This is a genomic window from Microbulbifer mixtoriginis (SeqCode), from assembly GCF_052467515.1.
Window position 1 is genome coordinate 2,172,835 of record NZ_CP174314.1, and the last position, 24,405, is coordinate 2,197,239.

The following is a 24,405-nucleotide window of genomic DNA, read 5'->3' on the forward strand; positions in this document are numbered from 1 at the left end:
GTCAGCTTTGTCCGTTATCGCCTTGTAGAAATGCAAGTAGCTCCTGCTCGGCACGCTCCGCGCCTAACTTCACTGCGGCAGTGAGACGATCACAGGAGCTGATGTTCTCGGCACAGATGGAAAAAATTTCCAGCCTGCGAGGCAATGCTCCCAGCACTCTGCCCAAGTCGATCGCTTCTCTGAGGTTAAAGCCGTGGCTGGAAGTCGTGCAGTTACTGGGCGCGATAATATCGGCCAGACCATCAGCTCGGATTAGTTCGCCCGATTTTCGCTCATCGGACAAAATCGCATCTACCAAGCAGACCTGACGATCTTTCCAATGCCCCACAAGGGTTACCATGTCGTTGCCGCTCTCCAGAAAATCTGCGCTTCCTTTTAATTGGCTGCGCAGCTTGTCGAGCAGATAGGGCCCCACACCATCGTCTCCCCGGAAGCGATTGCCAAGGCTGACCAACAGCCAGCGCTCAGGAGATTCTTTTTGGCTCATGTTGCAAATGTAGCTGCAGGAAATGGGTTGAGCAGGAAATACAGGGGTCATAATTGCGAATGGCGCGCTCACATAAACCCTGTAATTGTCGCTCGGGCAGGTGCATGAATTTTGGCAGCATCAGGCGTAGATCATCTTCGATAGTTTTTTGATTTTGAGAGGTGGGAGCGACGATCTTGGCAAAAGTAATTTTGCCTTGCTCATTCATGGCGTAGCGGTGATAGAGCAGTCCGCGGGGGGCCTCGGTAGCGGCACAGCCACTAGCCGCTCTAGGTTCTACAGCCAGGTAGGGCTCATCGGGGGGTTGAAACGCATCGATAAGGCGCAGTGCCTCCTCCAGGGCGTAGAGTACTTCCAGGCAGCGCACCACAATACTTTTGAAGGGATTATTGCAGGGGGCTCGGAAACCCAACGCCTCGGCAAGGCTTCTCACTTCTCCTGAGAGTTGGGAGTAGTTGAGGTTGTAGCGCGCCATGGGCCCAACAAGGTAGGCGCCCCGCTCGATCAATAGACTGTGCAATGCCGTACTGTGCGGTACCTGCTGTTCGCGAAAATGTTTTTCGTAGTCCTTTACCGAAATATCCAGCCCGCGATTGGAAACAATACGCCCCTCATTCATGGGGTATTCACTGGGGTTGGACAGGGCGACGCATTCATAGGATTGCTCACAATGGGGAAATGGCAGACCCGCCGCCCAACGCGTCATGAGTTCTGCCAGGGTATGGGCTTCTAACAATTGGGGGCGCAGTGCTTGAAAGGACTCCAAGCCGGGCACTCGATAAAAGCCCCCTACGCGCACGTTGATTGGGTGGACCTCCCTACCCCCAAGCAGACGCACCAACGCATTTCCAGTTTTTTTGATTTCCAACGCTCGCTGTACAACCTCTGGGTGGTCTTTGGCCATGGCCACGGCATTGGGATAGCCGAGAAAGTCCGGTGCATGCAACATGCTGATATGCAGCATATGGCTTTCGATCCACTCTCCACAGTAGAGCAAGCGACGCAGATTTCTCAGGGGTTCAGTAGGAACCAGACCCAGCGCGTTCTCCATGGCGTGCAGCGCGCTCATTTGATAGGCCACTGGGCAAATGCCGCAAATACGGGCGGTGATATCCGGTGCTTCTGTGTAATCGCGCCCCCGCAAAAAGGCTTCAAAGAAGCGTGGGGGCTCAAAGATCTTTAACTGCACTTCGTGCACGCCATGATCGTCGTAGCGTATATAGAGCGCACCCTCGCCTTCAACGCGTGCCAAATAATCGACTTTGATGGTTTTACTTTTACCGGCCATTAGTTGCTCTACCCGTTAGGATTTTCCCTTTTGGCGATGCTCTCTATCTTGACTAATTTCTTTAAAATGAGGTGATAAGCTATTGAAATTACGTAGATTTTCAATGACGGTTGATCTGTCTGCTCCTAAATTTTGTTCCCACCAGTAACACAGGGATTCACCATTAGGGTTCTCCTTCGGGCCATAGCAGGCATAGCAACCGCGGTTGTAACTAGGGCAAAGCGCGCCACAACCAGCGTGGGTTACCGGTCCCATGCAGGGGGTGCCATGAGCCACCCACACACAGACATTGTTCTTAAGTTTGCATTCGATACACACTGAATGGCTGGAAACCTGAGGTGCACGAGAGTTCAGGAAAGCACTGATGACCTCTAACAGTTGCAGTTTGTTGATCGGGCAGCCCTGCAGCTCGAAGTCCACTGGCACATGGGCGGCAATGGGGGTGGACTCTTTTAGGGTATGGATATAAGAGGGCTCGGCGTAAACCACAGAAGTAAACTCGACGACATCGGCAAAATTACGCAGTGCCTGGATACCGCCGGCAGTGGCACAGGCGCCAATACTTACCAGGAACTTTGACTGACGCCGCACCTCCTGAATTCTCAACAGGTCAGCGGGTGTCGTAATGGAGCCCTCCACCAGGGAGATATCGTAGGGCCCCTCCTCTACCTTGCTGGAGGCCTCCATAAAATAGGCGATCTCCACTTCCTGCCCCAACAGTAACAGCTCATCCTCACAGTCCAACAAGCTAAGTTGGCAGCCATCACAGGAGGTGAATTTCCAGACCGCCAGTTTGGGTTTGTGGGGCTGCCGGCTTATAAGCTGCGAATCTGCAGCCATGGGCGAATATCCTCATAGCAAAAAACAGGGCCATCTTTACAAATAAAGTTTGGACCCCACTGGCAGTGTCCGCAGAGACCGATGGCGCATTTCATATTGCGCTCCATCGAAAGATAGATAGAGGACTCTGGTACACCTTTGCGCACCAAAACCTGGATACAAAAGCGCATCATAATTTCAGGGCCGCACAGAAACGCCACCGAGTTGGCGCCATCTATTTGTGCGGCATGCAGAGGATCGGTAATCACACCAATATGCCCAGGCCAGGAGCCATCACCGTGATCTACCGAAGTCTCAAGCTTGAGCTGGGTGCTCCACTGAGCTAGCTCCTCTCTATAAAGCAATTCACTTGGGCGTCTGGCACCATAAAAGAGACGCACCTCGCGTGCGGTAAGTCGCTCCCGCCGCGCCGCATAGATTACTGGGCGCAACGGCGCCAGGCCGAGACCGCCGGCAATAATCAAAAGATCTTTGCCGGCGGCAGTATCTAGAGGCCAGCCGATGCCGAAAGGCCCCCTTACCCCTAAAGTGTCTCCCTCCTGTAGGCGCTCTAGGGCCCGGGTGACATTCCCCTGGGCGCGAATGGTATGGATGAGCTTGCCGTCCTCGCTCCCCAGCCCACTAAAGGAAATGGCGGATTCTCCGGTACCAAAGGCGTACAACATATTGAACTGACCGGGAGCAAAATTCATCGGTGGCTTATCCGGCCTACCGTTCTTAGCTTCCAGCTGTAATGTGAAAGTCCCCGGATATTCCACGCGCCGCTGGCACACCCGGTAAACGGAGGGAATCATGCTGGCTGGCCCCGGTGATCTGGGCCGTAAATGTCCAGCAACTGAATACGTGCGGACTGCAGCCGTTCAGTAGCAATTCGCGCAAAGCGCTTCATCAGCTCAAAACCCAGTTTAGGTTCCTGTTCGCATTTATTGCGCAAGCATTCCCCGCCCAAACGCAGGCTGCGAACATCTTCCATGGCGCGGGCATCAAAAGCAGAGATATAGGGAGGAAACAGCCAGGACCACCCGAAAATATCACCGCCATGGAGTGTGAGCAGACACAGGGGGCCGCGATTGGGAACAAAAGTCTCTACTGCTACCCGGCCACTGCGAATCAGGAAAAAGTGGTTTGCCTGACTATTTTCCCGCGCCAGGTAGTCGCCCTTGTGATAAATGCAGTTCTCACCGCAGGAAGCCAGAAACTGCAGATCACCCTCTGCCAAACCTTGAAAGAAAGGGTGCTCGTGAAGAAGATCGGCGATGGTCTTCATGGTGACTCCTGGCTGGGCGCCTGTTTTTGATCCAGGGCTCGGATATTTCGGACCTCTTCGGTGAGGTCGATACCCACAGGGCACCAGGTGATGCAGCGACCACAGCCCACACAACCAGAGCTGTCAAATTGGTCGTGCCAGCTGGCCAGTTTGTGAGTCATCCATTGCCGGTAGCGTGACCGGGTATCGGCGCGTACTGAGCCGCCGGTAATATGACTGAGATCTGCAGTAAAGCAGGAATCCCAGCGCTCCCAGCGCTCCCAGCGCTCAGCATGTTCGCCACTGAGATCGGTGGTGTCCTCAACGGTGGAGCAAAAACAGGTTGGACAGGCCATGGTACAGTTGGCACAAGATAGACAGCGATCAGCGACCTTATCCCAGTTGGGGCTATCCAGGTTTCTATAGAGCAGCTCTTTCAGATCTGAGCTATCGAAGTGGCGTGGTCCACGCCGCATTTCCCCCTCAAGGCGCTTCACCTTACCTTTAGCCAGTTTACGTTCCCCCTCACTTGCTGGAAGCAAGGGGAGTTGCTCCATAATTTCCTTACCGGCATCCGAGCCACTGCTGATCAGAAAAAAGTGCTCCCCGGCTTCAATCACCTCTGTCAAGGTGAGATCACTGGGCAAAGTGACTTCTGGACCGGTATTCATCGAAGTACAAAAGCAGGTATCCGCTGCCGAGGTGCAATTCACCGCAACGGTAAACAACTGTGTCCGTCTTTGGTGGTAACTCTCACTGGGATATTCCCCCTGGCACAGGATGCGATCCTGGATAGCAATGGCGTGCAGCTCACAACTTCGTACTCCCAGGAATGCCTGCTTTGGGGCTGACTCCTGAGTCTCAACGATTTCTATGGTTTGATGCTGCTTGGAGACCTTCCATATGGGCCGGCGGGGTAATTGCAGATATTTCTTCCAGGAGTGAGGCCCTACGGCATAGCCAAAGTAAGCTTCATCTTCCCGGCGCTTAACTCGGTACTGCCCAGCTTGCTGCTCATCGGTCCAGCCCTGAGGCAGATTTGAGAGTGAGTGAACTTCACCGAATGTGATGGCTCCATCGGTCAATCTGGGCCCGTACAGCAGGAATCCTCTATCGCGGATTGCTTGTATAAGGCACTCCAGATCGGGCGCTTGTAGCCGATAATCCATAGTGCTTAATGCTCAATATTAAAACATGCAGATTGGTAGCCGAGAGCGGCTTTGTTAATCAGTGTAGTGTTAAAGCAGAAGAGTTTTTCAACACTGGGTTACAGGCATAAGGGAAGAAAGTCGTATTGTTATTTTCTTCTGCTTAAGAGCATTGATGACGACAGTTTTTAGGCGGTACTTTTTATCATGCTGGACATTACAGATTATTAATAAAAGTATGAAGACGCGCCCCTGTAGCACATTAGAAAACAATAATGGTTGCCTTTGTAACAATCTTGCCGGCCCCACAACTGTATATTGAGAGCCAAGCTCCGCAGTAAGAATGCAAGTTGCAGGTGTCACTCATTAGTGCCTCTTTGATATAGTGAGCAGATAGCTGCTAATAGCCATTGTTTTATCTGTTTAACGGATTTTAAAACTGGAGATTCAGGTTGAGTCAACATAATGAAGAAGTGCCTGATATGGAAACCCCTCCGTTAGCCAAAGGATGGATGCGATGGCTATGGGGGGCCGTGGCTTGTTTCTTTATGCTTGTCGGAATTATTGGTGCCATCCTGCCTGGGTTACCCTCTGCCGTATTTATTGTTGTTGGTGCCTGGGCGGCCTCTAAAAGCTCTGAACGGCTGCATCAATGGATTGAGGAACATCACTTATTTGGCCACCTATTAAGAACCTGGCGTAGTGGTTACATCAGTAGGAGAACCAAACTACTGGCTACGCTGACCATGGCACTTTCTATGGCTCTTGCCGTTCATCACATTTCCAATCTGTATTTACTTTTTTTCGCAGTTGGCGGCATCGGTTGTGGCCTAATCTGGATTTGGAGTCGGCCTGAGCCAACGGGGTGATGGTCAAGGTGGCCTTTAGTATTTAATAAACGGGCGACAAAAAAGAATGATTCCGTGAAGTGTAAATGTATAAAACCTGTAACTAATGTCACCAAAGGTTAAAACCTGACTTTGCGTTTATCGTCACAGTAATTTACCACCTAATAGGTATTGCCCAGATTTTTCCTCGGTTTTTCTGTATTCAAACAGTATGAATTTGACTAAAAACAAAAGTTTTCAGGTTGATTTCGCATTGTTATAAAAATGGGGATTGAATTAGTTGACTTTGCCTGGGATCAGAATATCCTCTGCGCCCTCTCGTTGATTGAGGCGCCCACTAATAGGCTCCTTCTTCGGGAAGCTTCAAGGATCTTGTGTTAGTAACATAAGCTTTATTGAACTGCAAAGTAATAACAATAGGGATGTTTCATGCAGGAACTCTACCGGGCCCCAGAGAGTGCTCTTGGTAATGAATCTTTAATCTACAAGCCAAGTGTACTCTGGAAGGTATTGTTTTTTCTTCTGGTTCCGATAGAAGTGATCTCTCAGTATGAAGCCTTTGCTTACAATGAATACAATCAGTCGATCTGGTGGTTGATAGCAAGCCTGATCATCTATACCACTTATTTTGTGGGTTTCTTTGGGTTGGCTTTTGCCAAAAAAATTGGCAGCACGAGGTTTTGGGCGTTTTTCCTTCCTGTGATCATTGCCACCGATATCTATGAATTGGGGACTGTGATCATCACAATGAATATGGCGGTATTAAAAAACCAAATGGCTGTATTAATGATTACACCATTAGCCCTGTTTCTTTGGTTTATTATTTTTCGATATCGTAAAGTTTTTCGGTATATTAAATAAGAGATAGACGATTTCTTCTATTTGCTTGCCTGCAAAATCATAGCCCTGGATGCCTTGGTGGAATTTACTTTAGTTTTGCAGCCTTTAAGACGGCCAATTGTTGCCGGCGCAATGCCAGGCTGTTGATCAAAGAAAGCTTTATATGGCATGCCATACTGCCCCCAGTAAAAATTTTGGCGTTATTATTCTCGCAACTATTGCCCATCTAATATTTAAGGGTTGATCTCAACTTTTATGGCCCCAATACTCCGCTTGTGCACCAAGAGGTGCACAGTGAGCAGGGATCTTAGGGTAAAGCCCAGAACATATATCTCGTGTTTTTTGATTTGCTATTGTTTTGCTTCCCCTCTTCTCATGCTTTCGTTTTTAAAAATAGGCGGTACCCACTTGCAGTCATTAATTTTTTAATGATATTTCTGAAGAAAAGGATTAATCATGTCAAATATTGGTCATGTTGAAGGTTGGGATACAGATAAGCCATTTATTTCTGATAGTCTTGAGGCTACCAGTTTTCACTGGGCTGCATGGACTGGTATCGAGGACTCTACAGAAGGAAGTTATATTCAGGGGCTTATAGAACTCAAAAATACTGGAAAATTTCCTATCCTCGACGCCAAAGTATTCTTGGATCTCGATGACAATGGTATGACCTGGGATGCATACCTGTGTAATTCAGTAGGTACTCCAATAGAAGATGGTTTTGTAAGCTACGGCCACCCCATCGCCCCAGGCGAAACCGTTAAAATAAAATACTGGTGGGGCCTGAAGCATGTTGCTGGTCCTACTAAGTGTGATTTTACTGTTACCGTAAATATGTTCCCAGAATATAGAGTACAGGTTCCCAGATCGAGCGCGCATCAAAGTAAAACCTCAATTCAAGCTTCTTGAGTTTTACATAGCTTTTTAGCTGAATAGGGGGGGCTATTTTCCCCTCCTATTAACAAACATATTTACAAGACTATTTCCATACCCATCGGTAAAATCGTTGAGTGTCTCAACTCACCTATTTAAGTTTATTCCTTATTGGCTCTCACTCCTTCTCAAAAACACTCCTTCTGTTATAGCTTGATCGATAGTCTCTTGAAGTATTGATACTTTAACCAACGAAGAAGCTACTCAGAATCATTCAAAGCTTACTGCTGCTGTGTTTCTTATATGTCCGTAAAGTCAGCCTATGGTTTTGTCTCCAGAAATGATATGCTGTATAACCATACAGCTCTTATATCAATATTACCCACCACGATTTATTGTTGACACATTATTGCCCGTATCATGGCCGCCACTATCGAGCTAGCACCTGACTACTATTTGACCAACTTCCGAGCCTTGGTTGATTTTGTAGTGTCCCGCTACAAGCAGCTGCTTTCCCCTGCTGAGATTAACTTTTATTGTGAGTTCTGCGAGCTCGATGCTGACAGTCAGCGCCTTTATGTTCGGCTGCTGTCCCGTAAGGGTGCTCCATCATCTTTGGGGGCACTGTTTAGAGAGGGGAAACTGTCTTACAGCGAAATTGACGATCTTGGTGAGGCCATTGACTCTCTTTGCTCTGCTGGTTTTTTAAAAAGGAATCCACCCCTGGCAGACCGCGAACTTATAGCGCTGTTTACCAAGGCGAAACTGTTCTCAGCGGGGCCTGCTGGCCTACGCAAGTCCCTTAAACGGGGAGAGTTAGAGGAAGCTTTATTGGCGGCCTCCTTTGAATGGCGAGAACGGTTAATGGCCGATGAGGCATTGCTTGCAGTTCAAAGGGCCGAGTGCTTTCAAACCTTTCAGCTTTGTTTTTTTGGCAATCTGAACCAGAGCCTTACGGAATATGTACTGAAGGACCTGGGGTTATACCGATATGAGCCCTACCCATTAGATAGTCACCAGCTGCCCTTCCAGAGTCGAGAGCAGATTGAACAGTACTTACTCTATTACAGCTGCCTTGAACAAGCTGAGGAGGTACTCTCTGGTGATGCTGGTGGAATCCACAAACTGACTGGTCAACTACCCACTGGCATTCCTGGAGATTTGACTCTGGCTAGGCGAGTGGATCGTCTACGCCTGAAGATGGCGCGACAACTGGAAAGACTGGATCAGTTTGAAGCTGCAGAGAGACTCTATCAGGATTGTGCGCAGCCGCCTGCCCGTGAACGCCGGACGAGAATTGCCGCAAAGCGTGGTAATTTCGATCAGGCGCTCTCCCTATGCCGTGAAATTCTCGAATCTCCCCTCAATGAAGCCGAACGATGTTTTGCCGAGAGTTTTGGGTATCGCACGGCCAAGCGTATGGACTGTGCTCAAACCTGGAAGAACCCCCAGCCTTATCAGCCACCGCAAGAAATGTTTACCCTACCCCAGGCCCCAGAGAGAGTAGAAATTCTGGCAGCTGCGGAAGTGGCAAGGCAGGAAGAAGGTGTTTGCCACTATGTAGAGAACAGTCTATTCAATGGAGTACTGGGCCTCTATATCTGGGACATTCTCTTTGCTTCAGTGCCAGGTGCCTTTTATAACCCCTTCCAAATAGCCCCCAGTGATTTCCGTAGCCCAAATTTTTACTCATCACGCCAGAGCTTACTTGAATCGCGACTGTCAGAGCTTTGTCAAAGCTCGCTAAAGCTGCGGGTTATGCAAACCTACCGTGGAAAACAGGGTATTGCCAATCCTCTGGTAGCCTGGGAAGCACTATCCCAGGAACTGCTGGAGCTGACCCTGGATCGTATTCCTGCAGAACATTGGCACGTACTATTTCAACGTTTACTCAGTGATATCAATCATCACCGCAATGGCCTGCCAGATCTGATTCTGTTTCCTAAAAAAGGAAGTTATGAGTTGTTGGAGGTCAAGGGCCCCGGTGATCGTCTCCAGCAAAACCAGCAGCGCTGGCTGACGTTCTTTGCCGCTCACAATATTCCCCACCGGGTGATACATGTGGAATGGTTACAGCCTTGAGGGGTAAGCCTACAGTTGCAGGGCTACTGGCGGAGCCTACTGAGGAGCATGACACCTCCGCAAGCGCCTCTCCCCTAAAGTTATCTGTGGGTGAATTAGTGGCTTTCTCTTGCCGCAGAGGGGATTTGACCCATACCGGCGGGCCAGGCCCAACCGCCCAGGAGGGCATTCGCGCTCACCAAAAGCTGCAAAAACGTCGCCCTAAAGGTGCAGAAGCGGAATACCGTTTACAGGTTCAGCTGGAGTGCGCAGGCCAGGATATCCTATTGGAAGGACGGGTTGACATCCTCCACCCGCAAGCTGGTTTACACCAGCCGGCACAACTGGATGAAATCAAAACCACCTATTGCCATCCAGATAAACTGCCCGAGAACACTCTCCTGTTACATTGGGCCCAGCTTAAAATTTACGGTTTCTGCTATTTGCTACAGCAGCGCCAAAAAGGGGGCTCGGTTGAAGAGGTCTCCCTGCAGATGGTCTGGTACAACCTCAAAGAGAAAAAGTCCTACTCGGAGCAAAGCCTGTTCAACTGGGAGGATTTGGAGAAGTTTGCTGGAGATGCCCTCAGTCTGTATATCCATTGGCATAGGGCCTGGCAGGCGCATCGGCAACAAGTGATTCAAACAGCAAAAAGCCTCCCATTCCCCTTCCCTGATTACAGACCCGGTCAGCGCCAGCTGGCGGTTTCCGCTTATCGCTGCCTTAGGGATGCAGGGCAACTGGTTGTGGAGGCGCCCACCGGTATTGGCAAAACCATTAGTACGCTGTTCCCCGCTATCAAAGCCCTTGGTGAGGAAAAGCTGGATCAGCTGCTATACCTCACGGCGAAAAACTCTGGCAGGCAGGTGGTGCGAGAGACTATCGCTAAGCTACATGGAGTTGGGCTAAAGCTTTCACTATTGGAGCTGCGTGCGCGTGATACGACCTGCGCTTGCAAACTGGGATTGTGTAGCCGCGATGATGAAGGCACCTGTCCTCGCACACAGGGCTTTTACGACCGCCTGCCGCAAGCGCGCAAACAACTGCTGGGGCAACCCTGGATCACACCGGAAGCGCTCGCGAAGGTTGCAGATCAGTGGCATCTCTGCCCTTTTGAGTTGTCCTTGCAAATGCTGCCCTGGGCGGATTTGGTGGTCTGTGACTTTAATTACGTCTTTGATCCTTTGGTGCGTATTTCCACATTACAAGATCCGCGTTACAGGCGCGCACTATTGGTAGATGAAGCGCACAACTTAAGCGAGCGCGCACGGGAAATGTACAGCGCTAGTTTGAGCCGCAGGGATAGTCGCCGCGCGGCCCTGGCCTGTAAAAGCAACCACCCACAGTTGTACCGGCGTATCCAATCCCTGGTACGCGCACTTGCTCAATGGAGCAAACGGTTTCAAGAACAAAACCTCTATAAGGAAATACGCTCAAGCCAAAATGTACAAGCCTGGTGTAGCCCGCTGAATTCCGAAGAGGATCGCCCTACAACTGTATCTCGCGCTATCCAGAAGGTACTAGATGCACTGAGTGAATTATCTGAACAGGAAAAATTCCCCCCTGAAGAGATCGGGGAATGGTTGAAAAGTCTTTATCGATACGCCTGCATAGAACAAATTCTTTCTGGTCAACACCAGGCCCTGACCCGTGTGATCGATCAGGACGCCCCCTGGCAGGAACACCAACTAAAGCTGATGTGTATGAATGCCGCGGGTTTCCTACAGGAATCTTGCGCCCAGTTTCATGGAGCTCTTTTCTTCTCAGCCACCTTACGACCCACACAGTTTGTCACTGCACAGCTTGGAATTGAGCCAGAAACGCCTTACTTGATGCTGCCATCACCTTTTGAGGCTTCCCACCAGGGAGTTTTTCTTTGTCCTTTTGTGGATACCCGCTATCAGGCCCGGCAAAGTGCACTCCCAGCACTAGTGGACTTGATTGCCCGAGTTTATTTCAGCCGTCCTGGCAATTACCTGGTGTTTTTCCCCTCTTACCGCTTTCTGCAAATGGTCGTAGAGCATTTCCAGAAGGATTATCCGGAAATACAGCCGCTACAACAGACGCCAGGCGCCAGTGATGGCGAAAGAGAAGCCTTCCTGGCCTCGTTTAGTGAGGGTGCACAGAGCCTGGGTTTTGCCATTATGGGCGGCGTTTTTGCTGAGGGCATTGATTTTGTAGGGGAGAAATTGATTGGCACAATTATCGTAGGTACGGGTCTTCCCCAAGTAAATGAAGAGCAAGAACTGCTACGACAGTCGGCGGAGCACCCACAGACCCCCTCAGCGGTCAATGGGTTTGATATTGCCTACCGCTATCCCGGCATGACTCGGGTATTGCAGACAGCGGGAAGAGTGATTCGCACTGAGTCAGATCGGGGCGTGATTATTTTGGCTGACTACCGTTTTGCGGATATGTTTTATCAAAACCTTTATCCCAAACATTGGCAAATTCAAACAAGTAAGAGTGGTGAACAACTTTCACAGCAATTAGGTTGTTTTTGGAATCGACAATACTTAAACGAGTGTACTGTAGAATAAATATATCGTTTGAATTTAAAAGTGTATCTAACTAATGCCATTATAAGCGAAGTTAAATATTGGATGGTTATATCGAATTGACGCCGCCACTAGCAATGTCCTTCCATTCCACATCGTACTTAATATTGGTTTTTACTTGCCCATAAAGCCTACCCTACCCTTTTCACAAAAATTTTATAGGGAAGTTATTTTCTATTTCCGTCAAATCAAGCTCGCTACTTGGTAATATTCCCGCTGCTATTTTGAAGACTATCGGTAAAGCAGATTTGGCAAATTAAATATAGTTAGTATTAACAAAGCGGCTATGAAACGGTTATCAATTCCTGCGGCAAGTGTTAAAAGGCAAAGTGAATTCAATCATAGCAATGGATAAATTACGCCCCGATCCTTCAAGCTATCCGATGTGTAGGCTATGATATGCATTGTCTACTAGTTATTTGAACATTAGCGCGAAAGGGATAATAGTGCAGTGCGAGAGAGTTTGTTTACTACTAATCGTTTAATATTTAGAAAATGGAAAGATTCAGATCTCTCTATGATTCAAAAGGTATATGGCGATAGTGAGGCAATGCGATGGGTTGGGGATGGAAATACATTAAGTTATGAGGAATCCAAGGCATGGATGAAAGTCACCCATAAAAACTATATGAGCCGTGGCTATGGTATGTTCGCTGTAGGATTAAAAAATACTTTAGAGGTTGTTGGTTTCTGCGGTATTGTACACCCTAATGACCAAGTTGATCCCGAAATTAAATATGCATTTTCCCGGGAGTACTGGGGGCAAGGCATAGCGACTGAAGCAGTGGTTGGGTTGATCGACTACGCTACAATAGCTTCTGGCATTGACAAATTCATTGCGACTATTGCGCCTGAAAATATTGCTTCAGAACGCGTTTTACTAAAAGCGGGAATGCTGCCGGGGGGTATATGTTATGACGATGAGGGTATTCCAACAAAGTGCTTTTATTTAAATACTCAGCCCTCTGTCTAAAGTGACTTGCCTGGTGAACAATACCTATAAAAATTTCACTAAAAACCTCTTTAAAGCCCCTGTGGTTCACAGGGGCAATAGGAATGGTTAACTGCTCAGTTAAAGTGACGTATCAACTTCTGATTCACAAACTCTTTGATGCCCAGCTCGCCCAGTTCACGGCCGTAACCGGATTTTTTTACACCACCCATCGGCATGCTCGCATAGCTTGAGGCCACATGATTGACGAAGGCAGTTCCACATTCGAGTTTTTCAGCTACACGCTGCCCCCTCTCGTGATCCTTGGTATAGACCGAGCCTCCCAGGCCAAAGCGACTATCGTTAGCCATCTCAATAGCTGCCTCCTCATCTTTTACCACCCAGACGCAAGCGATGGGTCCAAAGAGTTCCTCCTCGGCCGCAGGTGAGCCTGCCGGTATATCGGTTAGAATACCCGGCTCAATAAACGCTCCGTTGCGCTTCCCGCCTACCAGCAAATGAGCCCCGGCTTTCACTGACTCACTGACCTGCTCTTCCAGTTGCTCCGCAGCTTTTTCGGTGCACAAGGGCCCGTAATCTGTGGCGTCCTCAAGGGGATCACCCGGTTTCAATTGTTCAAACAGTTTGGTGACTCGCCCTAGGAATTCATCGGCAATAGGCTCCGTCAGGATGATTCTCTTTGCCGCCAAGCAGATTTGGCCACAGTTTCCAAGCTTACCTTCCACAAATCGCTCAACGGTCAAATCCATATCTGCATCTTCGAGTACGATAAATGGGTCCACACCACCGAGTTCCATCACGGTTTTCTTCACGTTGCGCCCAGCCTGCTCAGCAACCTTCGCGCCCGCTGCATTGCTGCCTGTAAAAGATATCCCTTTTACCCGATCATCATCGATAATTGGTGCGGCACCTGCGGAAGTAATTGGCAAGTTGGTGTAGACCCCCTTGGGCACACCGGCATCGAATAACAGTTGCTCAAATGCCTCAGCACACTGGGGAACATTTGAGGCGTGTTTCGTTAGAACTACATTGCCGGCGATTAAGTTGGCTGCGGTAAAGCGGGAAGGCTGGTAGAAAGGAAAGTTCCACGGTTGGATACCATAGACAACACCGAGGGGCTGAAATACCAGCGTGCCCTCCCCCTCCCGAGTAGAAAGGTGTTGCGGAGCCAAAATCTTCTCACCTTCATCGGCATAATAAGCAAAAATCTCTGCGCAGAGCGCTAATTCGCCCAGCCCATCGTTAACCTTCTTGCCCATCTCCTGCGCCATTAATTTGGCGAGTTCATCGGCGCGCTCCTCGAAAAGCTGTCCAGCGCGCTTGAGAATTATTGCTCGCTCACCAAAGCTTCGTTTACTCCACTCCACAAAAGCGTTATCCGCTCGGCCAATAGCTTTATCGAGCTCATCTGGAGTCATCTCATGAAATGTCTTTAAGGTTTCACCGTTTAATGGATTGATAGAGATCAGAGGGCGCTTGGATTTGGGCATAGTTAGACTCCCTGTGAATTACTGGTTTTGACAGGCAAGTTAAAACTGCTACAGGCAGAAGTAGGTGTAAAAGCTCTAAGTGGCTCTTGATTCGATTTTCCACAATAAGCAACTTCAGGGCATTTAGAGTCACCAAAGGCTTAGCAAAAGGAGCTTTTAGGTGCCTGGCCAAAGTGTAGCCGTTTATTCGGGGGCCCGATCAGGTAACCCTCTTGTGGAGCAGGTCGAGCTTGTAATAGTATCCCGGGCGAATTCCACTCATCCGTTCTCACCTAAGCTAGCTATGGTAGCAACCCGAAAATTTTATCGCCGTGGACCGGATATGCGCGGTAGTGAGCAGGTATCCTTTGTCGATGTTCGCAGGCGTTTTGGCTTTAGATCCATAGCCATTGGTTGCTGGGTGACTGAGGAGGAGCGCGATCGCGCAGCAGGGTTGTTTTATGATGCGCTTTCCGACTTAATGGTCATACTGCAGGGGCCCGAAACATTGATTTCCCTGCGCGGGAACCTCTCTTTTCAATACGGTATTGGTGGCCGCCCTGGAGTCTCCGCATTTTATGACCCTTCAGCCAAGTCGTTTTCCCTGGCTAAAAATGCCGGTCCAGGAGCTATTGCCCATGAGTGGTTTCATGCACTGGATCACTATCTTGCGCAAAAAGCATTTAGCGACACTTCTAGTAGCATGTATGCCTCTGAGGCCTGGCTACGCGATGCAACCCCGGTACCCCACCCTCTGAATGACCTACTTTTTGCATGCTTTAAAACGGTGATGCTGGATGAAGATGGCAATAACCCAAGTGAATTGGTGAAAGCTTCTGTTAACGCCGATAAAGTAAATGGCTCTATTTATTACAGCCAGCCAGTAGAGCTTTGTGCCAGGGCTTTTGAGGCCTTTATTCAGGATTCCAGTATCAATAATAATTTTTTGGTTGCAGGCTCTAAAGCCAGCCTGGAGGCAAAGCTAGGCTTATATCCACAGGGTCAGCAGCGTCTAAGAATCAATCGGGCTTTTACGGCTTATTTTTCCTGCTTGGGAAATAGCCTCTGGTCATTAATGCGAGCCAATCAGTAATATTGACTTGCTTGTATTAACTAGAAGATTCGTCGTCCTTACTTTAAGAGTTTGATTTTATCTTCCAGTTGCGTTTTGAATCGATACAAATGAATGGCGTCAAGAAAGCAATGATTTACCTCAGTATGTAATGAGGTCATAAGTCGGTTGGCTTGTTGTTGGTACTTACCCCAGGCAATAAAAGGTATCCCTGGATCACAGTTTTCTTGTTGGACCGGTTTCACTTGCATGCTTGAAAAGTCACCCCAGGGGTAGCAGGTGATATTCAAAATATCGTAGCGATCCATAAATGTATTTACCGGGAGGTATTCTGATTGATCTTTTGAGAGTTGCTTTGCTTTTTTGACGAAGTCAATGAGGTGCGTTTCCATTTCAGCCATGACAAGCTTAAAGAGATCATCATCTTTATTCAAATCAGTGAATAGCGGATGCAATATATCGAACTCGAAGGGTTGGCCATCAACTACCCTATGCCTAAATCCGGCTATCTCATTTGCGGTTTGAGTAACAAGAAAAATAAGGCTGTAATAAAAAGATATTGTATTTTTCTTACAAAAAAAGGCTAACTCCGTAACATCTAGAGGCTGGGTTAAACTTAAACGGGTCGACCCAGCACTACTCATAAAGAATTTAAAGTGGTCCCCTCTATTCCAGCTTTCAATATCTATAGGTGTGGCGGGCATCTTCATTCCTGGTAATCATTGTGTCTCAATATTCAAGAGAATGTTAATACTCTATCTTGACTTCTCATTCGCTCAAGGGGAGTGAAATCAGCTATAGGTTGCTCACAATTAGAGTTTGCGATTGATTAAATCGCAGTCCATTGCTTCATAAAGGCCCGATGGATGGAAGGGATTGAGGAGATTGCTTTAAACGATAACCATAAAAGGGATTTTGCCATGGGATTTGCGGAAGAAATTAAATGCCGTGCCAACTCAGTTTTCTTCACCACAGCTTTACCTGCTGCATGACGTAACCGTGAGTATTCATCAACGCTCCCGTTAGTGATTGCCATTGCTGCAGCAATCGCATCCGCCATACCAAGATTCATACCCTTCCCACCAACAGGAGAATGACAATGAGCAGCATCCCCTGCCAGTAAAATCCGGCCCTTACGGTAAGATTCGGCCTGCCGTATTGAGATTTTGAAGGCTGCTGTTCGTCGAACGTTGGTGATATCCAAGGGCAGTCTTATCGCTGACAGAGCATCTTCTGTGGATGATGCGATACGCGCGCGGTGCTTCTCGATTGGCAATATCAGGGAAAACTGGTTATCAGGCCCATAGAGATCCAAAGTGATCTCTTCTGGATCGAAGTCACCCGCCAAATCCACATCTGCGATGGACCATTTGCTGGGTAAGTCTATTCCCGGATAGGGGATTTTCAACTGTTCGCGGGTTGCTGATTGGATGCCATCGGCAGCAATCACCCAGTCGAATGAGTCGCTGGTATTATTGGAAAAACTAACCAATGCGCTGTCTTGCGTGGTACTTATACCGGTAACTGAGAGCCCATACTCAACCTCAACACCTTTGCCGGATAGCACATCACGCAGGATTCCCTCGGTGCGGTTTTGCGGCAAACCGAGCGGCACCCTCTTCCTGAATTCATTGCCACTGTTATCCAGATAAACGAGGGTCCTCTCATCGCGTAAAATATGCATTTTCTTGAGGGGCAAGGCTTCAGCAAGGAGTGGATCTGCAGCACCCAGCTGGCCCAAAGCATCTATCGTCGCAGGCATAATGCCAACCGCTCGGGAGAGTTCCGAGGGCGCATTTTTACGCTCAACAATACGACAATTCATCCCCTTGTAGGCTAAAGCGTTTGCAGCAGTTAACCCGGTGGGGCCGGCACCAATAACCAGAATGTCCATATTCACCACTTACAATCTATGAAGAGGTGCTCGAGGCAGCAGTACATGCTAGCGCCTCCGCTCAACTACAAAGAGCAATTGCTGCAAGCTTAGACAACTTTGACATGGGGCTCAGCAACCTGGGGTAGAACCGGTTGCTGATATCCACAAAGGGGGGGGGGTACTAGGGTGTTTCTCTCCCAGCCTTTTCCGCTGAATCAGCTACTTCGCCATACCCCAAGGAAGAGCTTGACTTATCCATAGCTGCTCCCTGCCTATCTAAAACACCGATATCCAGAACAGGTGAGGCATCAATATGCTGGGCATCCATCATCTGGGCTACACGCTGGAGCGAAGCAATGATCATACTCTGCTCCCAATCCTTCAGATCACCAAATTGGCGGGCGAATTGATCTTGGAGCGGGATAGGTGCATCTCTCAGTGTTTCTGCAGCTTGATCTGTGAGGTAAGCATGCACTTTACGCTTGTCTGATTGAGAGCGCTGGCGATAGACAAGCCCCCTTTTCTCAAGGCGATCCAAGATGTTGGTCACTGTAGCTTGACTGAGGCTCACTTCGTTGGCCAGTTCACCGATGGTGACTTCGCCCTTATTTCTAATGGCCTGTAACAATAACACCTGGGGAGCGGTCAGGCCTGTTGTTTTGGCCAGGTGCTTGGAGTGTAAATCTGTGGCTCTTATTACACGCCGAAGGGCCACTAGCACTTGTTCAATACTGTTCAAAGCTACCTCTCAATCTAAGAATCAGGGCGATTGGGCGGATTATATAACCCTATATCCCAATTACTAAACGCTTATGGTTCTTCCAGGAAAATATCTACAGCACTAAACAATTGCCAAGAACATACCCCTTCGTTTGGAACCCTGAATTACGAAAATCCACCATTCATAGGCGCTTCTGCCCATTTCCAGGGCTTTTACCCAATAAATTTGCCCATTTTTAGGGCGGATATTGTGATCAGATTCTCTTCACCCACTAGATTTTATATTTAGTTTGTGTACGATATTTAGCGTTCTAAGTATTTAGTTGTGGTTTTTTACGAAAAAAAACCAAAATAAGTATAAATAATGATCCATCTGTACATTTATCACTCACCAAAATACTTAGAGGTGAAACTATGGGTTGTCGTATAGGAAGTTATTTTGTCTAGTCCAGAAAATATTTTTTTGAGGCCACCATCCCTGGAGGATGGCATGGCTGTTCACAAATTAATCGACAGCTGCCCACCCTTGGATGCCAACTCAAGCTATTGCAACCTCCTCCAGTGCAGTCACTTTGCCGATACTTCAGTGATCGCAGAAGAAGGTGATGAGAAGTTGGGGTTTATCTCCGGATACTTGATTCCAGATCGTACAGACACTCTGTTTATTTGGCAGGTTGCCGTGGCGGAAAAGGCAAGAGGGCTGGGGCTAGCCTCTATCATGCTCAGAAATATCATCGAACGCCCCCAATGCAGGTCGGTGAGATTTATCGAGACAACGATCACTGAACACAACCTTCCCTCCTGGGCCCTCTTCCAGAGCGCTGCAGAGAAGCTCTCCGCAGGCCTCCAATCCTCCCCTTGGATGGACTCCCAGACTCACTTTGATGGTCTGCATGACTCCGAAACCTGTGTGCGTATCGGGCCTATTGCTCAAACAACAATTTAAAAAAAGAGAGAAGAATGAAAATCTTTGATGAGATTGAATCTGAAGTACAAAGTTATGCCCGCTCCTTTCCGCGAGTGTTCAATCGTGCAAAAGGCGAACTCATGTGGGATGAGGAGGGAAATCAATATCTGGATTTTCTGGCAGGCGCTGGCACTCTCAATTATGGACACAACAACCCGCTGTTTAAGCAAGTTCTGCAGGATTACATTCAGAGTGATGGCATTACCCATGGTTTGGATATGCACACCAAAGCCAAGGGCGAGTTCCTGCAAGCGCTTAACGATAAGATTCTCAAGCCACGCAATATGGAATACGTGGTTCAGTTTACTGGTCCAACCGGGACAAATGCGGTTGAAGCTGCAATGAAAATTGCCCGCAATGTCACCGGGCAGCAAAACATTGTGACCTTTACCAATGGTTTTCACGGTGTGAGTTTGGGCTCCCTGGCAGCTACGGGCAACTCTCATCACAGGGATGCTGCTGGGGTTAGCTTGAATGGCACTCATCGCATGCCCTATGACAGCTATCTTGGCAAAAATATTGATACTACAGAGTATCTCGACAAGGTGCTTACAGACTCCAGCAGCGGAATCAATTCTCCCGCGGCGATTATCGTCGAAACCGTTCAGGGTGAAGGAGGCATTAATGCGGCCAGTATCGAGTGGTTGAGAAACCTACAAGCTGTGTGTAAAAAACACGGGCTGCTCTTTATCGTCGATGATATTCAGGCTGGCTGTGGCCGCACTGGAAATTTTTTCAGTTTCGAAGAAGCCGGTATCGAGCCTGACATTATTACCCTTTCCAAGTCACTCAGTGGCTACGGGCTGCCCTTTGCCCTGGTTTTAATGAAGCCCGAATTAGACCAATGGAAACCTGGTGAGCACAACGGCACATTTCGTGGTAACAATCTGGCTTTTGTTACGGCCAAAGCGGCAATTGATCACTATTGGTCAGATGATAACTTTTCGCGGGAAATCAAACGTAAAGGGAAGTACATCTCCGAGCGGTTGGGAAGTATTGTCAGTCAATATGGTGAGGGTAACTTCACCACTAAAGGCCGCGGCATGTTCCAAGGTATTGATTGTGTGAGTGGCGAACTTGCAGAAAAGATTACCAAGCTCGCCTTCAAGCAGGGGCTAATCATTGAAACTAGTGGCGCAGATGATCAAATCGTTAAGCTACTCTGCCCTCTGGTCATCACTGACCAGAACCTTAAGAAAGGTATCGACATTATTGAATCAGCAATTCGAGAAGTTTGTGCTGGAGAGCAGGATATCCCTGAAGAAAGAGTCTATTTCGAGGCCTGCTAGACCCAATTGTATCCAAAACTCAATGATCCAGCTGGAAAGCTAAGCCTGCTGATAACCAGGCTATATAGTTACACATACAACATAACGGAATATTCATGATTGTTAGAAATCTACAAGAAGCCAAAAAAACAAACCGAAGAATTGTCTCGCCGGATGGCAATTGGGAGAGTACACGCCTACTTTTAAAGGATGATGGCGTTGGTTTTTCCTTCCACATCACCACCATATACACCGGTGCTGACTTCCAAATGCACTATCAAAACCACCTGGAAGCAGTTTACTGCGTTTCCGGGAGAGGAGAGGTGGAGACGATGGATGATGGGAAAAAGCACCCTATCGAGCCTGGAACCATCTATGTCCTCGACAAACATGATCGGCACACTTTGAGGGCATTTGAAGAAATGACCATGGCCTGTGTGTTTAACCCTCCTTTAAATGGAAAGGAGGTACACAATTCTGAGGGCGCATATGAACTAGAAGCCGACCCCATTGAATAGGTAGTCAATTACAGGGCAGCAGCTGAAATGAAGTACCTGCTAGAACGCATCCATTCGCTCAGAAATGATATGTACCCCTCTAGAAAACGAGGAGTCGCAGGTCGAGTAACACGGCGTAGAGATCCAGTTGTTTATGGTGGACCCAATCCCCCTCCCCCGCTGGATCTTGAGCAGGTGGACGCCTATAGGCAGCAGGGATATATCGTTCTTGAAAATGTATTTTCTGAGAGGGAGGTTCAGGTCTTTCAAAAAGAGCTGGAAACCCTCAAAGAAGACAATGACCTCCGCAGCTCTGATGAACTCATTACGGAGTTAGAAAGTGAAGAGGTGCGCTCGATATTTCGAATTCATGAACGCAGCAGCCTATTCAGGAAGCTTTCAAGGGATAACCGGATATCAAATATTGCAAGATATATTTTGGATGATGAGGTTTATATCCATCAATCTCGGGCGAACTATAAACCTGGATTTCGTGGTAAGGATTTCTATTGGCATTCTGACTTTGAAACTTGGCATGTCGAGGATGGAATGCCGCGAATGCGCGCACTCAGTGTATCCGTAATCTTAACCGAGAGCCGAAATTACAACGGCCCATTAATGCTCATTCCGAAGTCCCATCACCACTACATCGGCTGTGATGGTGAAACCCCTGAGGGGCATTATTTAAGTTCTTTGAAAAAACAAGAGCTCGGAATTCCATCAGATGATCATCTATGCAGGCTGGTATCTGAAGGGGGCATAAAATCTGTTACAGGCAAACCCGGTAGTTTAGTCGTATTTGATTGCAACCTGATGCACGGCTCCAGCAGCAATATTAGCCCATACCCGAGATCCAACTTGTTTTTTGTCTTTAATGCATTGAGCAATAAGGTAGAAGACCCATTTTGTAGCCTCCCACCACGGCCAGAACATATCTGCACGAGGAAATCGATTTCTGTTATCTGATATGAAACTCAATCCAGTGGCATTCACCCATTGGATACGCCGTTATCAAGGGAAAGAAAGGACCAGTAAGAGACAATGCATACGATAGAAAAGATTGGTGGCACCTCAATGTCGGACTATGAATCTGTCCGGGACAACATTATTAAAGGTGACTCCAAAAGGCTCTACAATCGTGTTTTTGTAGTTTCAGCTTATGGTGGTATCACCGATCTACTTCTAGAGCATAAAAAGAGTGGCCAGCCTGGTATTTATGGCCTCTTTTCCAGCAGTATTGAGGATGATAGCTGGCTGGTGAAGTTTGGTGAGCTTCGCACACAACTGCGACAGATCAACGATCGTCTATTTGGTGACACTGACTTACTCAAGGAGGCCAACCTCTTCTTGGATGAGCGCTTGGAAGGGGCTAAAAAGTGCCTTCGAGACTTACAAAGTCTCTGCCAGCATGGCCACTTCTCTCTAGATGCCCACCTGGGAACAGTAAGAGAAATGCTTGCCAGCCTTGGCGAGGCACACAGCGCTTGGAATACATCAAAACTGCTGCAGCGGGATGGAGTCAATGCGTGCTTTGTAGATCTAACGGGCTGGCGTACCAGTAAGCACATACCGCTGGATGAGCGCATTCGTGATGCCTTCGCCAACATCGACTTGAATCAACAGTTACCGATTGTTACTGGTTACGCCCACAGCGATAAGGGTCTGCTTATTTCCTTTGACCGGGGTTATAGTGAAATGACCTTTAGCCGCCTTGCCGTACTCACAGGAGCCAAAGAGGCGGTGATCCACAAAGAGTTCCACTTGAGCAGTGCGGACCCTCGCTTAGTTGGGCCAGATAACGCTGTGCCTATCGGTCGTACAAATTACGATGTGGCCGATCAACTGGCCAATCTGGGTATGGAGGCAATTCATCCCAAGGCGGCAAAGGGTTTACGCCAGAAGAATATCCCCCTCCGGGTAAAGAATACCTTTGAGCCAGAGCACTCCGGAACATTAATCACCCGTGACTATGTGAGCGATTCGCCCTGTGTGGAGATTATTGCTGGTTGTAAAGGTGTCTATGCGCTGGAACTTTTTGATCAGGATATGGCAGGCACGATCCACGATTATGATCGGGAAGTGCTTACGGTAATTAAAAGGTACAAGGCGCATATTGTGTCTAAAAATACCAACGCCAATACCCTAACCCACTTTTTGGCGACTAATCTGAAAACCATCAAGCGTATACAGGCATCTCTGGAAGAACGTTTCCCGGAAGCAGAATTGAACCAAAGGAAAGTGGCTATTGTTTCCGCCATTGGGAGCGATATGCAAATCCCCGGCGTGCTGGCAAAAGCGGTTCAATCACTGGCTTCCAACGATATTTCAGTACTCGCCATGCACCACTCTATGCGGCATGTGGACATGCAGTTTGTTGTTAGTGAACCAGATTATGACACTGCCATTAGAACACTTCATGAGGCACTGGTTGAGGTTTATGATCATGGGACCGCAATATGCCTCGCCTCCTAAACACCTGTTTTTTGACTTTTCTTTTGCTTTCCCCGGCTTCCGTTTCCCAGGAAACGGAAGCCGATAATGAAGACAGTGCGCAGAAAGAGGTGGAATCTTTACAGAAGCCGCTCTATACACCATTTATAGAGCGGTATGTGCTGGATGAAATCAAACAGTTGCGTATCGACCAAGCCAAAGCTAAACAAGAGTTGATCCAGCAGATTGTCGACCGGGAGCATAATTCCGTGGACCGAGCGGTTGCTTATGCAACCGATACGGTCACCTACTTCTTTTACCTCATAGCCGCCGCCACTTCCATATTGGTCTTAGTGGGTTGGCGATCGCTACAAGATATTAAAGAGCGTGTGCACTCCCTAGCGGATGAGGAGATATCAAAGCTGGTTCAAGAATATGAAAAACGTCTGGAGGTCATAGAGAGTCAATTACAACAAAAGACCCAGCACATTGAAGAGAATCGCGAGGAAATTGAGCTGACTCAAGAAGTACAATCTCTCTGGCTACGTGCTCAGCAGGAATCCTCAATCGCCAACAAAATCGCGATCTATGATGAGATTCTGCGTCTTCGTCATGAAGATGTTGAAGCATTGACATATAAAGCTGATGCAGTGCTGGAGTTGAACGAGCCCCAATGGGCTGCAAATCTTTGTCAGCAAGCCCTAGGTATTGATCCAGATAACAGCCATGCCTTCTACCAGCTAGCTTGTGCCTATACGGCTATGGAGCAGTTTGATGAAGCGCTACGGTATCTGGCTGAGGCCATTAAGAGGCGAGAAAGTTATCGGGATGAAATTCTCAGTGACAATGCCTTACAGCCACTGGCGGTAAGTGACGTTTTCAAGGATCTAGACAAGGTTATTGCTCAAACCCCGCCGCCACATAGCCGCGAAAAAGATACTTAGCAAGCTGTCACCTTGGCATTT

General features: G+C 48.2%; 23 protein-coding genes. 13 read left to right on the plus strand and 10 right to left on the minus strand.

Annotated features, from left to right (window positions below; translation table 11 throughout):
* Position 1: 1 nt before the first annotated feature.
* The 6 genes from ACJJIT_RS09250 to ACJJIT_RS09275 are packed head-to-tail and all read right to left on the minus strand — an operon-like array spanning position 2 to position 5,030.
* Positions 2 to 487, minus strand: a complete 486-nt coding sequence (locus ACJJIT_RS09250) for a hydrogenase maturation protease (RefSeq protein WP_444900763.1) — start codon at positions 485 to 487, stop codon at positions 2 to 4.
* Positions 465 to 1,775: a Ni/Fe hydrogenase subunit alpha gene (locus tag ACJJIT_RS09255; RefSeq protein WP_444900764.1), complete on the minus strand. Its 1,311-nt coding sequence runs from the start codon at positions 1,773 to 1,775 to the stop codon at positions 465 to 467. Before ACJJIT_RS09255 ends, ACJJIT_RS09250 begins: the two co-directional genes overlap by 23 nt.
* Positions 1,776 to 1,790: 15 nt before the next feature.
* Positions 1,791 to 2,615 carry an oxidoreductase gene (locus ACJJIT_RS09260; RefSeq protein ID WP_444900765.1) on the minus strand — a complete coding sequence of 275 codons (825 nt, stop codon included), beginning with the start codon at positions 2,613 to 2,615 and terminating at the stop codon, positions 1,791 to 1,793.
* Positions 2,591 to 3,409, minus strand: a complete 819-nt coding sequence (locus tag ACJJIT_RS09265; protein ID WP_444900766.1) for an FAD/NAD(P)-binding protein — start codon at positions 3,407 to 3,409, stop codon at positions 2,591 to 2,593. Before ACJJIT_RS09265 ends, ACJJIT_RS09260 begins: the two co-directional genes overlap by 25 nt.
* The gene (locus tag ACJJIT_RS09270) at positions 3,406 to 3,882 is read right to left on the minus strand and encodes a cyclic nucleotide-binding domain-containing protein (RefSeq protein ID WP_444900767.1); all 477 of its coding nucleotides are present in this window, start codon (positions 3,880 to 3,882) and stop codon (positions 3,406 to 3,408) included. Before ACJJIT_RS09270 ends, ACJJIT_RS09265 begins: the two co-directional genes overlap by 4 nt.
* Positions 3,879 to 5,030, minus strand: coding sequence for a 4Fe-4S dicluster domain-containing protein (locus ACJJIT_RS09275; protein ID WP_444900768.1), 1,152 nt, complete (start codon positions 5,028 to 5,030; stop codon positions 3,879 to 3,881). The genes ACJJIT_RS09270 and ACJJIT_RS09275 overlap by 4 nt, the downstream gene beginning before the upstream one ends.
* Before the next feature lie 431 nt (positions 5,031 to 5,461).
* On the opposite strand from ACJJIT_RS09275, the gene ACJJIT_RS09280 reads away from it, so the two are divergent.
* The 6 genes from ACJJIT_RS09280 to ACJJIT_RS09305 all read left to right on the plus strand — a co-directional run bounded on the left by ACJJIT_RS09280 (position 5,462) and on the right by ACJJIT_RS09305 (position 13,162).
* Positions 5,462 to 5,878 carry a YbaN family protein gene (locus ACJJIT_RS09280; RefSeq protein WP_444886180.1) on the plus strand — a complete coding sequence of 139 codons (417 nt, stop codon included), beginning with the start codon at positions 5,462 to 5,464 and terminating at the stop codon, positions 5,876 to 5,878.
* 408 nt (positions 5,879 to 6,286) lie between these two features.
* Positions 6,287 to 6,718 (plus strand): hypothetical protein, encoded by a 432-nt coding sequence (locus ACJJIT_RS09285; RefSeq protein ID WP_444900769.1) that lies wholly within the window; start codon positions 6,287 to 6,289, stop codon positions 6,716 to 6,718.
* A gap of 435 nt (positions 6,719 to 7,153) precedes the next feature.
* Positions 7,154 to 7,606 (plus strand): hypothetical protein, encoded by a 453-nt coding sequence (locus ACJJIT_RS09290; RefSeq protein ID WP_252085917.1) that lies wholly within the window; start codon positions 7,154 to 7,156, stop codon positions 7,604 to 7,606.
* A gap of 384 nt (positions 7,607 to 7,990) precedes the next feature.
* Positions 7,991 to 9,652, plus strand: a complete 1,662-nt coding sequence (locus tag ACJJIT_RS09295; protein WP_444900770.1) for a VRR-NUC domain-containing protein — start codon at positions 7,991 to 7,993, stop codon at positions 9,650 to 9,652.
* The gene (locus ACJJIT_RS09300) at positions 9,637 to 12,171 is read left to right on the plus strand and encodes an ATP-dependent DNA helicase (RefSeq protein ID WP_444900771.1); all 2,535 of its coding nucleotides are present in this window, start codon (positions 9,637 to 9,639) and stop codon (positions 12,169 to 12,171) included. The genes ACJJIT_RS09295 and ACJJIT_RS09300 overlap by 16 nt, the downstream gene beginning before the upstream one ends.
* A gap of 469 nt (positions 12,172 to 12,640) precedes the next feature.
* Positions 12,641 to 13,162 carry a GNAT family N-acetyltransferase gene (locus tag ACJJIT_RS09305; RefSeq protein WP_252085914.1) on the plus strand — a complete coding sequence of 174 codons (522 nt, stop codon included), beginning with the start codon at positions 12,641 to 12,643 and terminating at the stop codon, positions 13,160 to 13,162.
* Positions 13,163 to 13,257: 95 nt separating this feature from the next.
* On the opposite strand, the gene ACJJIT_RS09310 is transcribed toward ACJJIT_RS09305, so the two are convergent.
* Positions 13,258 to 14,631 carry an NAD-dependent succinate-semialdehyde dehydrogenase gene (locus ACJJIT_RS09310; protein ID WP_444900772.1) on the minus strand — a complete coding sequence of 458 codons (1,374 nt, stop codon included), beginning with the start codon at positions 14,629 to 14,631 and terminating at the stop codon, positions 13,258 to 13,260.
* A 283-nt stretch (positions 14,632 to 14,914) separates the two neighbouring features.
* Between ACJJIT_RS09310 and ACJJIT_RS09315 the strand changes: the two genes are divergently transcribed.
* Positions 14,915 to 15,703 (plus strand): CLCA_X family protein, encoded by a 789-nt coding sequence (locus ACJJIT_RS09315; protein ID WP_444900773.1) that lies wholly within the window; start codon positions 14,915 to 14,917, stop codon positions 15,701 to 15,703.
* A gap of 38 nt (positions 15,704 to 15,741) precedes the next feature.
* Here the strand turns inward: ACJJIT_RS09315 and ACJJIT_RS09320 are convergent, their stop codons facing one another.
* The 3 genes from ACJJIT_RS09320 to ACJJIT_RS09330 all read right to left on the minus strand — a co-directional run bounded on the left by ACJJIT_RS09320 (position 15,742) and on the right by ACJJIT_RS09330 (position 18,297).
* Positions 15,742 to 16,386, minus strand: a complete 645-nt coding sequence (locus tag ACJJIT_RS09320) for a CatA-like O-acetyltransferase (protein WP_444900774.1) — start codon at positions 16,384 to 16,386, stop codon at positions 15,742 to 15,744.
* Positions 16,387 to 16,511: 125 nt separating this feature from the next.
* Positions 16,512 to 17,576 carry an FAD-dependent oxidoreductase gene (locus ACJJIT_RS09325; protein ID WP_444900775.1) on the minus strand — a complete coding sequence of 355 codons (1,065 nt, stop codon included), beginning with the start codon at positions 17,574 to 17,576 and terminating at the stop codon, positions 16,512 to 16,514.
* Positions 17,577 to 17,739: 163 nt separating this feature from the next.
* The gene (locus tag ACJJIT_RS09330) at positions 17,740 to 18,297 is read right to left on the minus strand and encodes a MarR family winged helix-turn-helix transcriptional regulator (protein ID WP_444900776.1); all 558 of its coding nucleotides are present in this window, start codon (positions 18,295 to 18,297) and stop codon (positions 17,740 to 17,742) included.
* Positions 18,298 to 18,741: 444 nt separating this feature from the next.
* Between ACJJIT_RS09330 and ectA the strand changes: the two genes are divergently transcribed.
* The 6 genes from ectA (at position 18,742) to ACJJIT_RS09360 (ending at position 24,384) form a co-directional block, all read left to right on the plus strand.
* The gene (ectA, locus tag ACJJIT_RS09335; RefSeq protein ID WP_444900910.1) at positions 18,742 to 19,224 is read left to right on the plus strand and encodes a diaminobutyrate acetyltransferase; all 483 of its coding nucleotides are present in this window, start codon (positions 18,742 to 18,744) and stop codon (positions 19,222 to 19,224) included.
* 14 nt (positions 19,225 to 19,238) lie between these two features.
* On the plus strand, positions 19,239 to 20,534 hold the full coding sequence (gene ectB / locus ACJJIT_RS09340) for a diaminobutyrate--2-oxoglutarate transaminase (protein ID WP_444900777.1): 1,296 nt from the start codon (positions 19,239 to 19,241) through the stop codon (positions 20,532 to 20,534).
* A 95-nt stretch (positions 20,535 to 20,629) separates the two neighbouring features.
* Complete coding sequence (locus tag ACJJIT_RS09345) at positions 20,630 to 21,031, plus strand: ectoine synthase (protein ID WP_444900778.1); 402 nt, start codon at positions 20,630 to 20,632, stop codon at positions 21,029 to 21,031.
* Between the two features lie 27 nt (positions 21,032 to 21,058).
* A complete protein-coding gene (gene thpD / locus ACJJIT_RS09350) occupies positions 21,059 to 21,976 on the plus strand; it encodes an ectoine hydroxylase (RefSeq protein ID WP_444900779.1) in 918 nt (305 codons plus the stop codon).
* Positions 21,977 to 22,051: 75 nt separating this feature from the next.
* Positions 22,052 to 23,482, plus strand: a complete 1,431-nt coding sequence (locus ACJJIT_RS09355; RefSeq protein ID WP_444900780.1) for an aspartate kinase — start codon at positions 22,052 to 22,054, stop codon at positions 23,480 to 23,482.
* Positions 23,467 to 24,384 carry a TPR end-of-group domain-containing protein gene (locus ACJJIT_RS09360; protein WP_444886169.1) on the plus strand — a complete coding sequence of 306 codons (918 nt, stop codon included), beginning with the start codon at positions 23,467 to 23,469 and terminating at the stop codon, positions 24,382 to 24,384. Before ACJJIT_RS09355 ends, ACJJIT_RS09360 begins: the two co-directional genes overlap by 16 nt.
* The last annotated feature ends 21 nt before the right edge of the window (positions 24,385 to 24,405 follow it).

Excerpts from the sequence above, each read along its gene's own strand:
- ACJJIT_RS09250 (WP_444900763.1), bottom strand. The coding sequence starts at position 487 with ATGAGCCAAAAAGAATCTCCTGAGCGCTGGCTGTTGGTCAGCCTTGGC.
- ACJJIT_RS09255 (WP_444900764.1), bottom strand. The coding sequence starts at position 1,775 with ATGGCCGGTAAAAGTAAAACCATCAAAGTCGATTATTTGGCACGCGTT.
- ACJJIT_RS09260 (WP_444900765.1), bottom strand. The coding sequence starts at position 2,615 with ATGGCTGCAGATTCGCAGCTTATAAGCCGGCAGCCCCACAAACCCAAA.
- ACJJIT_RS09265 (WP_444900766.1), bottom strand. The coding sequence starts at position 3,409 with ATGATTCCCTCCGTTTACCGGGTGTGCCAGCGGCGCGTGGAATATCCG.
- ACJJIT_RS09270 (WP_444900767.1), bottom strand. The coding sequence starts at position 3,882 with ATGAAGACCATCGCCGATCTTCTTCACGAGCACCCTTTCTTTCAAGGT.
- ACJJIT_RS09275 (WP_444900768.1), bottom strand. The coding sequence starts at position 5,030 with ATGGATTATCGGCTACAAGCGCCCGATCTGGAGTGCCTTATACAAGCA.
- ACJJIT_RS09285 (WP_444900769.1), top strand. The coding sequence starts at position 6,287 with ATGCAGGAACTCTACCGGGCCCCAGAGAGTGCTCTTGGTAATGAATCT.
- ACJJIT_RS09290 (WP_252085917.1), top strand. The coding sequence starts at position 7,154 with ATGTCAAATATTGGTCATGTTGAAGGTTGGGATACAGATAAGCCATTT.
- ACJJIT_RS09295 (WP_444900770.1), top strand. The coding sequence starts at position 7,991 with ATGGCCGCCACTATCGAGCTAGCACCTGACTACTATTTGACCAACTTC.
- ACJJIT_RS09300 (WP_444900771.1), top strand. The coding sequence starts at position 9,637 with ATGGTTACAGCCTTGAGGGGTAAGCCTACAGTTGCAGGGCTACTGGCG.
- ACJJIT_RS09310 (WP_444900772.1), bottom strand. The coding sequence starts at position 14,631 with ATGCCCAAATCCAAGCGCCCTCTGATCTCTATCAATCCATTAAACGGT.
- ACJJIT_RS09315 (WP_444900773.1), top strand. The coding sequence starts at position 14,915 with ATGGTAGCAACCCGAAAATTTTATCGCCGTGGACCGGATATGCGCGGT.
- ACJJIT_RS09320 (WP_444900774.1), bottom strand. The coding sequence starts at position 16,386 with ATGCCCGCCACACCTATAGATATTGAAAGCTGGAATAGAGGGGACCAC.
- ACJJIT_RS09325 (WP_444900775.1), bottom strand. The coding sequence starts at position 17,576 with ATGGACATTCTGGTTATTGGTGCCGGCCCCACCGGGTTAACTGCTGCA.
- ectB (WP_444900777.1), top strand. The coding sequence starts at position 19,239 with ATGAAAATCTTTGATGAGATTGAATCTGAAGTACAAAGTTATGCCCGC.
- ACJJIT_RS09345 (WP_444900778.1), top strand. The coding sequence starts at position 20,630 with ATGATTGTTAGAAATCTACAAGAAGCCAAAAAAACAAACCGAAGAATT.
- thpD (WP_444900779.1), top strand. The coding sequence starts at position 21,059 with ATGAAGTACCTGCTAGAACGCATCCATTCGCTCAGAAATGATATGTAC.
- ACJJIT_RS09355 (WP_444900780.1), top strand. The coding sequence starts at position 22,052 with ATGCATACGATAGAAAAGATTGGTGGCACCTCAATGTCGGACTATGAA.
- ACJJIT_RS09360 (WP_444886169.1), top strand. The coding sequence starts at position 23,467 with ATGCCTCGCCTCCTAAACACCTGTTTTTTGACTTTTCTTTTGCTTTCC.